Annotated in this window: 12 protein-coding genes; 7 read left to right on the top strand and 5 right to left on the bottom strand. The window is 72.0% G+C overall.

The features are described 5' to 3' along the window. Positions 1-37 precede the first annotated feature (37 nt). Both A5702_RS06075 and A5702_RS06080 read left to right on the top strand, forming a co-directional pair. Positions 38-1,132, top strand: coding sequence for an AMP-binding protein (locus A5702_RS06075; RefSeq protein WP_068219085.1), 1,095 nt, complete (start codon positions 38-40; stop codon positions 1,130-1,132). Positions 1,133-1,167: 35 nt separating this feature from the next. Next, complete coding sequence (locus A5702_RS06080; protein ID WP_068219094.1) at positions 1,168-2,529, top strand: aldehyde dehydrogenase family protein; 1,362 nt, start codon at positions 1,168-1,170, stop codon at positions 2,527-2,529. Positions 2,530-2,536: 7 nt separating this feature from the next. On the opposite strand, the gene A5702_RS06085 is transcribed toward A5702_RS06080, so the two are convergent. Continuing rightward, positions 2,537-3,277, bottom strand: coding sequence for a cutinase family protein (locus A5702_RS06085; RefSeq protein ID WP_067822454.1), 741 nt, complete (start codon positions 3,275-3,277; stop codon positions 2,537-2,539). A gap of 287 nt (positions 3,278-3,564) precedes the next feature. Here A5702_RS06085 and A5702_RS06090 point away from each other — a divergent pair, with 287 nt between their 5' ends. Together A5702_RS06090 and A5702_RS06095 are read left to right on the top strand one after the other, a co-directional pair. Further along, a complete protein-coding gene (locus tag A5702_RS06090) occupies positions 3,565-4,455 on the top strand; it encodes an SDR family NAD(P)-dependent oxidoreductase (protein ID WP_197506507.1) in 891 nt (296 codons plus the stop codon). Then, positions 4,452-6,017, top strand: coding sequence for an AMP-binding protein (locus A5702_RS06095; RefSeq protein WP_055404714.1), 1,566 nt, complete (start codon positions 4,452-4,454; stop codon positions 6,015-6,017). Before A5702_RS06090 ends, A5702_RS06095 begins: the two co-directional genes overlap by 4 nt. 14 nt (positions 6,018-6,031) lie before the next feature. On the opposite strand, the gene A5702_RS06100 is transcribed toward A5702_RS06095, so the two are convergent. Continuing rightward, entirely contained in the window at positions 6,032-10,855 is a 4,824-nt protein-coding gene (locus tag A5702_RS06100; RefSeq protein ID WP_055404713.1) for a cation-translocating P-type ATPase, read from the bottom strand. Positions 10,856-11,015: 160 nt separating this feature from the next. Continuing rightward, positions 11,016-11,993, bottom strand: coding sequence for a sigma-70 family RNA polymerase sigma factor (locus A5702_RS06105; protein ID WP_082955965.1), 978 nt, complete (start codon positions 11,991-11,993; stop codon positions 11,016-11,018). Positions 11,994-12,116: 123 nt separating this feature from the next. Here A5702_RS06105 and A5702_RS06110 point away from each other — a divergent pair, with 123 nt between their 5' ends. Next, positions 12,117-12,875: an SDR family oxidoreductase gene (locus A5702_RS06110; protein ID WP_067822462.1), complete on the top strand. Its 759-nt coding sequence runs from the start codon at positions 12,117-12,119 to the stop codon at positions 12,873-12,875. Between the two features lie 31 nt (positions 12,876-12,906). Beyond that, positions 12,907-13,644, top strand: coding sequence for a DUF899 domain-containing protein (locus tag A5702_RS06115; RefSeq protein ID WP_067822464.1), 738 nt, complete (start codon positions 12,907-12,909; stop codon positions 13,642-13,644). A 78-nt stretch (positions 13,645-13,722) separates the two neighbouring features. Here the strand turns inward: A5702_RS06115 and A5702_RS06120 are convergent, their stop codons facing one another. Together A5702_RS06120 and A5702_RS06125 are read right to left on the bottom strand one after the other, a co-directional pair. Beyond that, on the bottom strand, positions 13,723-13,947 hold the full coding sequence (locus tag A5702_RS06120; protein ID WP_055404709.1) for a hypothetical protein: 225 nt from the start codon (positions 13,945-13,947) through the stop codon (positions 13,723-13,725). A 60-nt stretch (positions 13,948-14,007) separates the two neighbouring features. Beyond that, complete coding sequence (locus tag A5702_RS06125; RefSeq protein WP_067822467.1) at positions 14,008-14,370, bottom strand: nuclear transport factor 2 family protein; 363 nt, start codon at positions 14,368-14,370, stop codon at positions 14,008-14,010. Positions 14,371-14,469: 99 nt separating this feature from the next. Between A5702_RS06125 and A5702_RS06130 the strand changes: the two genes are divergently transcribed. Further along, positions 14,470-15,306 (top strand): rhomboid family intramembrane serine protease (locus A5702_RS06130; protein WP_082955968.1); only part of this gene is annotated, 837 nt, incomplete at its 3' end.

Raw genomic sequence — 15,306 nt, forward strand, 5'->3', positions numbered from 1 at the left:
CTTGGCGAGCCGGTGCGGATGGGCGAGGATCGGTGGCATGGCCGCTGTCGATTTCTCGCTGCTGGACGTGCCGCGATCCCGACCCGTCGAGGATCCCGAGGCCTACCTGCGCGCGGCGATCGCCTGGCACTTCGGTGAAGACACCGGTTCGGTGTTCTGGTTGCGGGCCGCGGCGACGCTGGACTTCGACCCGATCGCCGACGTGCGCGACTTCGCCGATCTGCGACTTTTTCCCAACCTGGTCAACGAATTGCGCGACGCGCCGGTGGAGGACCTCATCCCGCGCGGCTACGGCGACCCGCCGCCGGTGCCCCTGATCTTCGAATCCGGCGGCACCACCGGCGCCCCGAAACGGACTGCGCAGCTTCCGGATTGGGTTGAGCAGGTGGTGCGCTGGCAGACCGAGGACTTCGCCGCCGGCGGGTTCCAGCGCGGCCGCGGCTTCCTGTGCCTGATGCCGAGCGGGCCGCATGGGGTGGGCTATTTCTCGCGGTTGGTCGCCGAGCGGCTCGGCGCAGTCTTTCACGCGATCGACATCGATCCGCGCTGGGTCAAGAAGATCGCCACCCGTGGCGCGGCGTCCGAAGTCGCCGCCTACATCGACCATGTCGTCGAGCAGGCCGTGTTCGTGTTGCGGACGCAGAACGTCGCGAACCTGCACACCACCCCGCCGTTGCTCGAGGCCATGGCCCGCGACGACCGCGTGGTCGACCTGCTGAACGACAAGATCCGCTACCTGTTGCTCAGCGGCGCGCACGTGGACGCCGACACTCTCGACCTGTTGCGCGGCATCTTCCCGGTCACCACGATCACCATGGCCTTCGGCAGCACGATGGTGCTCTCCCAAGCGGTGACCCGAACGGCCGACGACGACGCGTTCGTCTTCGACCCGCGGACACCGTACGTGGTGTTCTGGGTGGTCGACCCCGACACGGGGGACCGGGTGCCCTACGGTCAGACCGGCCAGGTGGTGATGAACCACATCAGCAAGGGCATGTTCATCCCCAACAACCTCGAACGCGACCTGGCGGTCCGCATGCCCGGGCCGGCGGGGGACCTCAGCGACTCGGTCGCAGCGGTGCGGCCGGTGAGCACCTTCGAGGGCGAGCCCGTCATCGAAGGCGTGTACTGAGCATGGCGGGCGAACGGACCGGCGTCGCAGCCGATTTGGTGTCGATCGATGCGCTCGGCCCCGGCGGGGAGTACCGGACCCGCCGCCGCGAGGTCATCACCAGTACCGCCGGCGCCGCCGTCGCCGAGCTGAGCCTGGTGCCCCCGCTGTACGTCGCGCGGACCCTGGCCGCCCAGCGCAAGGCGCTGCCCCTCCCGGTCGCGCGGCGCGCGGCGGCACTGTCGCACGCCGCCGCCATCTTGGCGGACGGGGTGATCGCCGGCCTGGACTTCGAGGCGTATGTCGGCCTCGCCAGCCGGATTTCGGGGCTGCCCGTCGCGGTCGCCCGCGCCGGGGCGCGCGGGGTGGCCGACGCCGTCGGCGGTGCCTTCGACGCGGTCCGCCCGGCCCGGCCGGTGGGCGCCGCGCTCGATTGGCGCGAGGAGGACGTCCGCCGTGGCGGCGCGGTATGGGCGCGACGCGGGGAGGTGTTCGCGGTGCACGCCGCCGGAAACGGTCCCGGTGTGCACGGGCTGTGGCCGCAGGCGCTCGCCCTCGGCTACCGGGTGGCGGTGCGTCCGTCCCGCCGCGAACCGCTGACCGCGCACCGGCTGGTGCATGCGTTGCGGCGGGCGGGATTTCGGCCCGAGGACGCCGTGTACCTGCCGACCGACCATGCCGGCGCCGACGAGCTCATCCGGTCGGCCGACCTCGCGATGGTGTACGGGGGTCAGCCCGTCGTCGACAAGTACGCCGATGACCCGGCGGTGATCGTGAACGGGCCGGGACGCGCAAAGATTCTGATCACCGCCGACCGCGACTGGCGCGACCACATCGACGTCGTCGTCGACTCGATCGCCGGCCTCGGGGGCATGGCGTGTGTGAACACCACCGCCGTGCTGTACGAGGGCGATCCCGCGCCGCTGGCCGCGGCCATCGCCCGGCGGCTGGCGGCGATCGAGCCGCTTCCCGCCGGCGACGAGCGCGCGATCCTGCCCACCCAGCCCCTCGAACAAGCCCGGGCCCTGGCGGACTACCTGGCGGCCCGGGCCGAAGGATCGACGCCGCTCTTGGGCGCCGACCAGGTGGTCGCCGACCTCGGCGACGGCCACGCCGCGCTGCGACCGGCCGTGCACCTGTTGTCCGAACCGGCGGACGCGCTCAACGTCGAGCTGCCCTTCCCGTGCGTGTGGGTGGCGCCGTGGTCGCGGGGCGCCGGGCCGGAACCGTTGCGGCACTCACTGGTGGTCACCGCGATCACCGGCGACGACAGCCTGGTCGACGAGCTGCTCGCCGAGCCGACCATCGCCAACGTGTACGTCGGGCCCCACCCCACTTGGCACGCGGCGCCCGGAATCCCGCACGACGGGTTCCTGGCGGACGCCCTGATGCGCACCAAGGGGGTCATCGGGGACTAGCCGGGGCTCAGCTTCCGAAGCCGCCCCTACCGTTGGCGACCGAAGCGGCCCCGCTGGTGCCCGCGTCGAGGTGGCTGGACGCAAAGGCGACGCCCTTGTCGATCGTGGCGCCGTCGTCGGCGTAGGTGTTGTGCGCGGAGAAGTTCATCCCGTCGGAGCAGACGGGGTCTTCGGTGGCGCAGACCTTGATCGTCTTGTCCTGGAACGTCGGTCCGATCACGACGGGGGGCTCGCCGAGGAAGTTCATCGCGCGGACGTTGGGCATGCCGAACAACACGACCGAGGAGACGTGGCTCGCGATTGACGGGTCGAGGGGCTTGGGCACGGTGTTGGGGTCGATGCCGTCGGGGACGCTGGGCGAGGTGACGAAGCCCATCACGGCCGCGCCCTGGGAGTAGCCGCCGAGCACCATCTTGGTGTTGGGGCACTCGTGGGCCATCGAAACGACATGCGCGCCCGCATCTCTGACACCGTCGATGCCGGTGTCCCACTGGTCGCTGGCGGGGTAGTTGACGGGGTAGACGTCGAAGGACTTTGACCCGACCCGCGAGTGCAGGGCGTCGACGAAGGCCTGCCCGGTGGGGCCGACGCCGGGGGCTTCACCCGTGCCGCGGGCGAATACCACCTGAACGTCCGGACATTGGGCGGCGGCGCTGGGGATGACGGAACCGGCGAGGGCCGAGGCGCCGAGGGCGGACGCCGCGGCCACCGCCGGAGAAAGGAAACGAGCTATTTGACGTGCGATCATGCCGCAATTGTGCCCATCCGATCCCACGGCTAAACAGGAGAAAGCCTGGAAATTACTGGGAATTCACACAAGCCCGTCGAACTCGGGTGACGCGGGCCGAGAAGCGTTGCGCGCGACCCTCATCCGCGGCTTCGACGGCCGCCGCTGCGGCGCCCGGGCCGAGCGGGACGCAGAACGCCGGGGCGGGGTGTGCACCGGGACGGCGATGTGGTCTGCTAATTGTGACGAGTCGAGCGCACGGTGAAGCCATCCGCCGGTCCTCGACACGAGTGAATGCGGCGGCAGAGTTGAACGCAATAGTGCAGGCCCTCAACGCGGTCACGGACCACGTGGCCAATCCGGCGCGGGTATCGGATCCCGACAGGCTGCGCCGAGCGGTCAGCGGCAAGACCGCCCTGGTGACCGGCGCCTCCTACGGAATCGGCGAGGCGACCGCCCGCAGGCTGGCCCCCGCCGGGGCCACCGTGCTGGCGGTGGCCCGCTCCGAGGACCGGCTGGGCGACCTCGCGGCGTCGATCAACGCCGCCGGCGGCCGGGCCGTCGCCTACCCGACCGACCTCACCGACGAGGCGGCCATCAACGCGCTGACCAAGGAGATCACCGAGGAGCACGGCGCGCTCGACATCGTGGTGAGCAACGCCGGCAAGTCGTTGCGCCGGTCGCTGCATCACCAGTACGACCGGCCGCACGACTTTCAGCGCACCATCGACATCAACTACCTCGGTCCCATCTGGCTGCTGCTGGGACTGCTGCCGGCCATGCGCGAAAGCGGCGGCGGGCACATCGTGAACGTCTCCAGCGTCGGCGTGCGCGTCGTGCCGGGGCCGCAGTGGGGCGCTTACCAGGCGTCGAAGGGGGCGTTCGACCGGTGGCTGCGCAGCGTGGCGCCGGAACTGCACGCCGACGGCGTGGAGGTCACCTCCGTCTACTTCGCCCTCGTCCGCACCCGGATGATCGCGCCCACACCCCTGTTGGGCCGGCTGCCCGGCCTGTCGGCCGACCAGGCCGCCGACGCGATCGCCAAGGCGGTCATCGAGCGGCCCCGCAGCAACGAACCCTCGTGGATGTTGCCCGCCGAGCTGGCCTCGGTGCTGTTGGCCGGGCCGGCCGAACGCGCGGCCCGGCTGTGGTACCGCCGCTTCTTCTCGGATTCCGGGGCCGGCGAGGCCGGGCGATGAGCGGGGAAGGCCTGGCCGGCACCGCGGCCCGCGCACTGCTGCGGTCGCGGCTGCTGACCCCGCCGTCGCCGCTGGCCACCCTGCGGCTGATCGGTGAGGCGCGCCGGGGCGGCACCAACCCCTACACGCTGCTGGCCGTGACCGCGACGCGCTGGCCCGACCGCGCCGCGATCGTCGACGACGACGGCGTCTGGGACTATCGCGAGCTGCGCTCGGCCACCGATGCGCTCGCGCGCCGGTTGACCGGCGCCGGTGTGGGACCCGGCGACGCGGTGGGCGTGATGTGCCGCAACGGACGGGGGTTCATCGCCGGGGTCTTCGCGGTCGCCCTGGCGGGCGCCGACGTGGTTCTGGTCAACACCGACTTTCGCAGCGACGCACTGGCGTCCGCGATGAGCGCCCACCGGATCACCACGATGATCGCCGACGACGAATTCGGCGAACGCGCCCGCGCCGCGGACGAATCGGTGGTCCTGATCGACCCGGCGACGGTCACCGCCGAGGAGGGTGGCCCGCGGCCCGACGTGGCCGCGCCCGGCCGGATCGTCCTGCTCACGTCGGGCACCACCGGAACACCCAAGGGGGTGCCGCGCTCCCCGCAGCTGCGTTCCGCGGTCGGCGTGTGGGTGACCATCCTCGACCGCACCGGCCTGCGCACCGGGTCGCGAATCTCGGTGGCAATGCCCATGTTCCACGGGCTCGGGCTGGGCATGCTGATGCTCACCGTGGCCCTGGGCGGCACGGTGCTCACCCAGCGCCAGTTCGACGCCGAAGCCGCGCTCGCGCAGGCGTCGCTGCATCGCGCCGACGCGTTCACGGCGGTGCCGATCGTGCTCGCCCGCATCCTCGACCTGCCCGAGCGGGTGCGGGCCCGCAACCCGGTGCCCTATCTGCGGGTGGTGATGTCGAGCGGGGACCGGCTCGACCCCACCCTGGGGCAGCGGTTCATGGACGCCTATGGCGACATCCTCTACAACGGTTACGGTTCCACCGAGGTCGGCATCGGGGCGCTGGCCACCCCGGCGGAGCTCCGCGACGCGCCCGAGACCGTCGGGAGGCCGGTGGCCGGCTGCCCGGTGCGCATCCTCGACAAGAACGGCAGGCCGGTCGGCCCGCGCGTCACCGGGCGCATCTTCGTCGGCGGCGAGCTGGCGAGCGAGGGCTACACCGGCGGCGGCGCCAAGGACGTCGTCGACGGCATGACCAGCACCGGCGACATGGGCTACCTCGACGACGCGGGCCGGCTGTACATCGTCGGACGCGAGGACGACATGATCATCTCCGGCGGCGAGAACGTCTATCCCCGCGCGGTCGAGAACGCGCTGTCCCAGCACCCCGCCATCGCCGACAACGCGGTCATCGGCGTTCCCGACGAGAAGTTCGGTCATCGGCTGGTCGCCTTCGTGGTGCTGCAGCCGGGCAGCGGCACCGACCCGGCCGAATTGCGGGAGTACCTCAAGGGCAGGGTCTCCCGCTTCGAGCAGCCCCGGGACATCACCGTCGTCGACAGCATCCCGCGCAATCCCGCGGGCAAGGTCGTGCGCAGGGAGTTGTCGGGCTAGCCGCCCCGAAAGCCTCAGTCCCGCTTGGGTTCCAGGGCCGTGACCTGCTTGGCCAGCCAATTGGGCGCCAGCACCGAGATGACGGTGGCGCCCGCGGTGGCGCCGATGACGCCGCTCCAGGCGACGGGGCCCAGCGGCGTGCAGCCGAAGAACTGGCTGACGCCCGGGGTCTGCACGATCGCGACCAGCACCCCCGCGCTGCCGAGCGCCGTGCCCAGCACGAGCGGGCTGTGGCGCCGGGTCAGCAGGGTCTGCGCGAGCTGCGTGCTCACCAGCGCGGTGAGTCCCATCGTCGACGTGCGGCGCTGCGTGCCCGGCGTCCAGCGGCCGATGGCCCAGGCGGCGGTGGCGCCGGCGGCGGTGACGGCGCCCCGGGTGACGATCTGGCGCATCAGCGGCGCGTCGAGGGAGGGCGAGGGCCCGGAGAGCGTCGCCAGCTGGAAGGCGCGATGCAGCTCCTCGGCGTCGCGGTCCACCCCGTCCTCGGTCTCCTCCGGCTCGGGGTATTGCGGGGTGACGGCGACCGCGAGCGCGGGGAACATGTCGGTGAGCAGGTTGACCAGCAGCAGCTGGCGGGTGCCCACCGGCGCGCGGCCGGTGCCCAGCGCGGTGCCGATCAGGGTGAACAGCACTTCGCCCACGTTGCCGCCGACCAGGATGCTGACCGCGTCCCGGACGCCGCCCCACATCCCGCGGCCCTCGACCAGCGCGTCGAGCAGCACGCCGAGGTCGTCGTCGGTGAGCACGATGTCGGCCGCCCCGCGCGCGGCGGAGGAGCCGCGGCCGCTGACGCCGACGCCGACGTCGGCCATCCGGATGGCGGCGGCGTCGTTGGCCCCGTCGCCCACCATCGCGACCGCCTGCCCGGAGGCCTGCAGCGCCGCAACGATCTGCACCTTCTGCTCCGGGCTGACCCGCGCGAAGACCTGCACGTCGGCGGCGACCTTCGCGCGCTCCTCCTCCCCGAAGGCGGCGAGTTCCGCGCCGGTGATTTCGCGCGCGTCCGCGGGCAGCCCCAGTTGCCGGGCGATGGCGCGCGCGGTGATCGGGTGGTCGCCGGTGATCAGCACCACCCGCCGGCCGGCCTCCACCAGCGTCTCGATCAGCGGCCGCGCGGACGGGCGGGCGGTGTCGGCCAGCCCGACGAAGCCGATCAGCTCGAGCTCACGCGCGGCGGCATCGACGGCGTCGGCGTCGGTTTCCTCCTCGCCGGTGCCCAGCTCCCAGCGGCGCCGCGCGACCGCCAGCACCCGCAGGCCCTGCTCGGCGAGCCGCATCACCAACGCCTCCGCGTGGTCGGCGTCGGCGGCCGAATCGGCGAAGCGGCAGCGCGGCAGGACTTCTTCGGGGGCGCCCTTGACCATGAGCATCGGCCCGCCGTCGCCGGTCGTCGCGCCGATCGCGGCGGAGTAACCGCGGCTGGACTCGAACGGCACCTCCGCGACCACGGTCCAATTCGAGGCCCATTGGGCGTCAACGGAATTCGCGGCCGTGAGGATCGCCTCGTCGGTGGCGTGCGCGTGGCCGCCGCCGTTGTGGGGCTGGGTGCTGCTGCGCGCGGCGGCCCGCAACACGGCCGCGGAGGCCGGGTCGTTCACGTCGGGGAACTCCGCATCGGGGTCGGTTTCGTGTGGGACCCCGTGGACGACGCGCAGGCGGTTTTCGGTCAGCGTGCCGGTCTTGTCGAAGCACACCGTCTGGACCCGGCCCAGCGCTTCGACGGCCCGCGGCGTGCGCACCAGCACCCCGTGCCGTGACAACCGCTGGGCGGCCGCCAGCTGGGCCAGGGTGGCCACCAGGGGCAGGCCCTCGGGCACGGCGGCGACGGCGATGGCGACCCCGTCGGCGACCGCCTGGCGCAGCGATCCCTGATGCAGCAGGGCCAGGCCGGTCACCGCCGCGCCACCGGCCAGGGTCAGCGGCAGCACCTTGCTGGTCAACTCGCGCAGCCGGGCCTGCACCCCGGCCGCCGACTCGACATCGGCGATCGCCGAGATCGCGCGCTGCGCGGCGGTTCCCGCTCCGGTCGCGACGACGATCGCGCGGGCGTGCCCGGCGACGATGGTGCTGCCCTCGAACAGCATGCTGGCGCGGTCGGAGTCGGCGACCGCGACGGGTTCGACCTGCTTGTCCACCGGCAGCGACTCGCCGGTGAGGAACGACTCGTCCACTTCCAGGTCCTCGGCCACCAGCAGGCGGGCATCCGCCGGCACCACCTCGGGGGCGGCCAGGTCGATGATGTCGCCGGGGCGCAGCGATTTGGCGTTCACCGAGACGGTCCGTTCGACGGTGCGGGCCGCCTCCAGCCGGCGGTGGGCCGTGGCCACCGCGGGCAGAACCACCCGCCGCGCGTACTGGTCCTGCTCGGCGAACAACTCGGCGACCGCGGCCTCGGCGCGCAGCCGTTGCACGCCGCCGGCGACCGCGTTGGCGGTCATCACGCCGGCCACCAGCAGCGCGTCGATGCTGCTGCCGACGATCGCCGAGGCCGCCGCCCCGACCGCCAGGATGGGCGTCAGCGGATCGGCGAGCTCCGCCCGCGTCGCGGTCAGCAGCCGTCCCACCCGGCTCGCCGGCCCGCGCAGCGGAGCGACCACCGGGTTGTAGGACAGGTCGTCGAGGAGCTGCCGCCACGGCGCGGTGCCGGGCTCGACGGCCAACGGCCGGGTGCGGCTGGCCAGCCGGGAGTAGACGATCTCGGGGTCCAGGGCGTGCCAGGCGGTCAGCGGCTGCGGGGTCGGGTCGGGCAGCCGGAGCACGCGCGAGGCCGCGAAGGTGCCCTGCATCAACGCGGCCGCGGCGGCGGCGTTGACCGGGTTGAGCCAGCGCTGCACCGCGAACGGGCTCAGGGTGCGCGGGTCGCCGGTGACCAGCAACAGCCCCGCCAGGGTGCTGCCGCCCTTCGCCAGGCGCACCGCCGACTCGGTCGCCTCCCGGGCCACCGGCAGCGCCGACAGGATGCGCACCGCGGCGGCCAGGTCCGTCCCGGTGATGATGTCCGCGGTCCACGGCGTCGCCGCCTGCGGATCGTCCAGCGCGACCCCGACGTCGGCGACGGCCAACGCGGCCAGCGTGTCGGTGGACGCGAAGTCGCGGTGCAGCGCGGTGATCAGCAGCACCGGCCCGCGGTCGGTGCGCAGGTCGCGCACCAACTGCAGCAGCGGCGTGCCGGGTGGGTGGCTCACGGCGACGCTGGCGGACAGGTCCTCGGTGCCGGCGACGTGCCGCAACACCACTCGTGAGCTGGTCCGGTTCGCGATCTGCAGCAGCGGGACGGCGAACGGGTCGACCTCCCAGCCGACGTCGACGCTGCCCACCCGCTCGCCGTCGACCACCAGGTCGGCGTGCTCCAGGCCCTGCGCCGGCGTCGCGGACGACCCTTGCGCGCGGACCCACCGCAGGCGGGCGCCCGTGGCCGGCAGCTCGTCGGGGTCCGGCTCGGGGGCCTCCTCGCCGTGCAGCAACGCGTCGGCGACCTCGTAGACGCGGTCCTCGTCCCACCCGGGCACGTCCCCGCGCGCCTGCAGCACGGCCCGGTTGTCACCCCGCAGCGCGGCCCCGTCGACGACGATCACCTTGACCCGGTCCAGGCGCCGCAGGGCGCCCGGGTCGAGGATCAGCTGCCCGGCGTTGGCCAGCCCGCGGCCCAGCACGGCGGCGAACGCCTGCCGGCCCACGTGCGCCGCCCTGGGCACGCCCGCCAGCAACGCGCCGGCCGCGTCCTCGGTGCCGCCGCCGGCCAGCAGCGCACCCGCCGCGGCCACCAGCGAGGCGTTGGCGGCCTGGTCGGCGTACTCCTCCACCGGCCCGGCCATCGAACCCTTCGCGGTGTCGATCGCGGCGTCGATGGCCCCGCCCACCACGACGTGCGAGGCCTCTCCCGCGGCGGCGGCCGCCCAATTATGGCGCGGCGCTTGCGATTTGGGCCCGGCCGACGAGATGACCGGCACCACCGGGGCCTGCGGCCGCTTGGGCGAGGCCAGCTCCGGTTCCCGGTCGCGCCACCGCTGGCGGTGCGCCGTGGCCTCGGAGACCTGCAGGCTGCGCTGCGCCAAATCCAGCAGCGGCGTGCCGACGGCCTGCGTCAGCCCGTTGGCCAGGGCGGTCGACGCGCTGAGCGCGATATCGGTGCCGACGCGACCCAGCCGCGACTCCAGCACGGCAACCACCCGCGGCTGGTGGTTGAGCAGCGCCGCGGCGGCGCGGGCGCTGCGCGGCGCGACGGGAAGCCGGCCCAGCCAACCGGTCACGGCGGCGCCGATGGCCGCCGCGTCCATTGCGGCGGCGCTGAACGGGACGAGGATCGCCAGCGGATTTCCCGGGTCGGCGAACGGCGCGGTCCGGGTCGCCCCTTTGGGGGCGACCAACGTCAGGTCCGCCGCCACGCCGCACACCGTTTCGCGCACCCGATCCAGGGCGGCGTCGACGTCGGCTTCGTTGCCGAACTCGACCACCAACCGGCCGAGTGCGCCCTCGACGTGCGCCGAGGCCACGCCCGGAATCCGGCGGACCGGCTCTTCCACCGCCGGCGCGTGCTCGTGCCATCCCGGGAACGGGAGCAACGGATCCAGGTCCAGATGCACCCGCCGCCCGCTCTGCCACCGAACCGGCGGAGTGACCCTGGGTCCGGATCCATTGGCGGAACCGGTCAATCCGATCGCCCGGCCCGTCGTGTGCGCCATCGACTGGGCGACCGGGACCGCCAGTTCGGCGACCGGGCTGGCCAGCGACTGCAGGGCGTCCGCGGCGCCGGCGGCGGTGGACACCCCGGCCCGCACCAGCTGCGCGGCTCCGTCGGTCACGCCGGCGACCACGCTGGCAACGCCCGGAATCCTCACTCGGTCACCCTTCGATTACGACTACCGCGCCTAATGATCCTGGGGGGCTGGGGACCTGTCCACACTTGCGCCGGTGGACCGCGGGACGGCACCGATGACTACGGAGGGTCGGGCCTTCCTTGGGTGACCGGTGGTGCAGTCGCTTGCCCCTTCGGACAGGTTACCGGCTCGGCGGAAACCCAAACTTGCCGAACAGGCTTGGGTCGAGGAAGACGGTGATCGTGGCGATCCCGTCGGCGCCGGTGGTGAGGACGTGCAGGGAATGCGCCCGCAACTGCCCGTCCGCCCCGCGGCGGTACTCGGCAACCGCGGGTTGGGTGTTCGCGGCGGTCGGGATCATCGCGACGTCACCGGCCTTGGCGAACGCACGCGCGGCAAGGAACCGCAGCACGGGGTCGCGGCCGGCGAACCAGACAGGCAGCGGCGGCATTTCGAGTTTCACATCCGCCTGCAGCAGCGCGGTGAGGGCCGCCATGTCCGCGTTCTCGAACGCCGCGCAGTAGCGGTCGAGCAACGCGCGGCGCTCGGCGTCGTCGGGCTCGGACAGGGCCTCCTCTTCCGGGGACAGCTCGGCGAGGCGGGCCCGCGCCCGCTGCAGCGAGCTGTTGACCGCGGCCGGTGTGGTCTCGAGCAGCTCGGCGACCTCGCCGGCGCTGAATTGCACGACATCGCGCAGGATGAGCACCGCCCGCTGCCGGGCGGGGAGCTCTTGCAGGGCCGTCATCACCGCCAGTCGCAGGCTTTGCCGCGCGGTGACGTCGTCCTCCGGTGTGGGGAACGTCAGCGCGTCGGGGATGGGCTCCAGCCACTCGTGCGTGCCGGCCGCGTCGAGCGCGGCGTCCGGGTCGGTCGATCCGTCGCCCAGCCCGGCAGGCAGCACCCGGCGGGCACGGTTCTGCAGGGCCCGCAGGCAGGCGGTCGTCGCGATCCGGTACAGCCACGTCCGCAGCGCCGCGCGTTCCTCGAACGCCTCGTAACCGCGCCAGCCGTTGAGATAGGTCTCCTGGACCAGGTCCTCGGCGTCGTGCACCGACCCGAGCATGCGGTAACAGTGCGCGATCAGCTCGGCGCGGAAGGGCGCCGCCTGCGCGATGAAGTCCTCTCTCGCCGGCACGGCTTCTCCTCGCCTCGGCTGCATCCGAACGCTACTCAAGTACAGAGACAGCGGGCCGCGGGAATTCATCGGTCCGCCGGCGATGAATTCGCGCGCCGCGCCGCATCTCAATTAGTGAACGCCTTACCTACCGAGAGCGAGGACGTAATGAACGAGCCCCTGACGAACCTGTCCGGCGCCCCGGCGATCGTGACCGGGGCCAGCCGCGGATTCGGCCGCGCCATCGCCGGCGCACTGGCGGCGGCCGGTGCGGCGGTGGTCGGAGTGGCGCGCGGCCGGGCCGGCCTCGACGAGGTGCGCGACGAGTTGGGCGGCGGCTTCACCCCGGTGGTCGCCGACGCCGCGGATCCCGAGACGGCGCACCGGCTCATCGACGAATACCGGCCGCGGATCCTGGTCCTGAGCGCCGGGGCGGCCCCGCACATGGCACCGCTGCAGGAGCAGAGCTGGCACACCTTCAGTCAGAATTGGAATGTGGATGTGGCACAAGCGTTTCACTGGACCCGCTACGCGCTGCGCCGCCCGCTGGCGCCGGGCAGCTCGGTGATCGTCATGTCCAGCGGTGCCGCCCTGGCCGGGTCGCCGCTCAGTGGCGGCTACGCGGGCGCCAAGGCGGCGGTCCGGTTCATTACCGGCTACGCCGCCGCCGAATCGCAGCGGGCCGGGCTGGGGATCCGTTTCGTGTCGGTCCTGCCCCGATTGACGCCCGCCACCGAACTCGGCGCCAAGGCCGTCGCGGCATACGCCGATCGGCAGGGGGTCGATGTCGAGGCGTTCGTGCGGGCCGGTGGGCCCCCGCTCACCGCCGAGCAGGTGGGCCGATCGATCCTGACGATCCTTACCGCCGACTCCGGCCGCGAGGACGCGTACCTGCTCACCTCGGCCGGCCTGTCCGCGGTGGCCTGAGAACGCCGAATTGATAAGGAGGACAACGCCAATGAACACACCCCCCGTCGTCTCGGCCCAGGATTGGGCGGCGGCGCGCGCGCAGTTGCTGGTGCGGGAGAAGGAAGTGCTGCGCGCCCACGACGCCCTGGCGGCGGCGCGTCGGCGGATGCCCTGGCTGGCCGTCGAAAACCAGTACGCGTTCGACGGGCCCGAGGGCCGGGTGGGCCTGCGGGAGCTGTTCGCGGGCCGGCGTCAGCTCGTCGTATACCGGGCCTTCTTCGAGCCGGGCGTGGACGGCTGGCCCGTCCATGCCTGCCGCGGCTGCTCGATGATCGCCGACCACGTCGGGCACCTGGCCCACCTGAACGCTCGCGACACCACGCTGGTGTTCGTGTCGCGGGCGCCCCAGCGCGAGATCGCGCGGTTGAAGGCGCGGATGGGTTGGCGGATGCCGTGGTACTCGCTCACCGACGGATTCGACGCCGACTTCGACGTCGATCAATGGCACGGCACCAACGCGTTCATCCATGACGGCGAGCGCGTCTTCCGGACCTACTTCATCAACAACCGCGGCGACGAGGCGCTGGGCAACACCTGGAGCTACCTCGACATGACCGCCCTCGGACGCCAGGAGAACTGGGAGGACTCCCCTGACGGGTACCCGCAAACCGCGCCGTACGAGTGGTGGGAATGGCACGACGCCTACGGCGAGAGCGCGCCGGCACGGTGGTTCGGCGATCCGGATCCCGACGATCCCAACGATCCGCGCCCGGCCTGCGACGGCTGAATTTCGATTCCCGATAAACACGAATGCGCGGTAGCCGTCCAACGGCTACGCGCGCAATATTCAGCTGAGTTGTTTGGGCTATAAAATGCGGTGGTTCGCCCTGTTGACGTGGTATCCCGCCGGAAACGACTTCTCGATGACCTGCAGCTGGTGGTCCACCCTGGACTCGAGTTCGAGGACCACGCAGCTGTCGCCGACGGCCTTCGATTCGAGGACTATGTACCGTTGGCCGCAATCCATGATGGGATCACCTGAGTGCAATGTTTCGACGGGCACCAATTCCGGGGTTCCGTTTGATTCCACCCGTCACACGCTAGGTCAATTTCACGAGTGAGGGAATAGTTTGCCCGCGCCGCGGGCGATTCACTGCGCGCCGGGCTGTTTGAAGAACACGCTGACACGAGAGATCAGCCCGTCGTCGCCGCGCTCGAACAGCAGGCATTCCGGCCACCGCTTGGTGGCCCCGTCCATCTCGAACGCCTCGGTCAGCTCGACGTAGGACAGGTGGCTGTCCACGTGCGAAACCCGCTGCACGTCGAGCCGGTGGCCGTCGAGGTTGGTGAGGACCTTGCGCAGGTAGGCGACGTAGTGCCGCTTGCCCTCGACGACATCGCAGAACGGGCCCTCGCGGACCAACCCGTCGTCGGTGATCGTCGCGGCGAGGCCGTCCCAGTCGTGCGCTGCCAGACACTCCAGGTAGCGCTCGACGATCCCCGGCTCGGTCACGTCGCCTCCACGCACAACACAGTAGGCGAACGGGAGGGGGAGAGGACAGGTTCGTTCAAGCACCGCACCGGGCCCGCCGGTGCGGGCCAGAATAGGGCGATGAGCGCACCCATGGCTCCGGATTCGCCGCCCGCGGTTCCCAGTTGCTATCGGCATCCGGGCCGCCCGACGTACGTCCGCTGCAACCGTTGCGAGCGCTACATCTGCGGGGACTGCATGCGCAACGCTGCCGTGGGCCATCAATGCGTCGAGTGTGTCCGGGAGGGCGCCCGCACGGTCCGTCAGCCACGAACCCGGTTCGGCGGCCGGCAGCGCTCGGCCACACCGGTGCTCACCTACGCCCTGATCGCGATCAACGTGGTCGCGTTCGTGATTCAGATGGCCTCGGGGAATCTGGAAAAGCAGCTGACGCTCTGGCCGCCGGCGGTGGCCGGCGGGGAGTTCTACCGGCTGGCGACGGCGGCGTTCCTGCACTACGGGGCGGCGCATCTGCTGCTCAACATGTGGGCGCTCTACGTGGTGGGTCCGCCGCTCGAAATGTGGCTGGGCCGACTGCGATTCGGCGCGCTGTACGCGCTCAGCGGGCTGGGCGGTTCGGTGCTGGTCTACCTGCTCTCGCCGCTGGACACCGCGACGGCGGGCGCGTCGGGCGCGATCTTCGGGCTGTTCGGTGCCATGTTCGTGGTCGGCAAGCGGCTGTCCGTCGACGTCCGTGGGGTGGTCGCGGTCATCGCGATCAACCTGCTTTTCACCTTCCTTGCGCCGCTGATCAGCTCGCAGCGCATCAGCTGGCAGGCGCACGTGGGCGGGCTGGTCACGGGCGCGCTCGTGGCCGCGGCCTACGTCTACCCGCCGAAGGAGCGGCGCAACGTGATTCAAGCCGCCGTCACCGTCGTCGTGCTCGCGGTTTTCGCGGTGCTGATCTGGTGGCGCACG

Source organism: Mycobacterium sp. E3339, from assembly GCF_001666915.1.
GTDB lineage: Bacteria > Actinomycetota > Actinomycetes > Mycobacteriales > Mycobacteriaceae > Mycobacterium.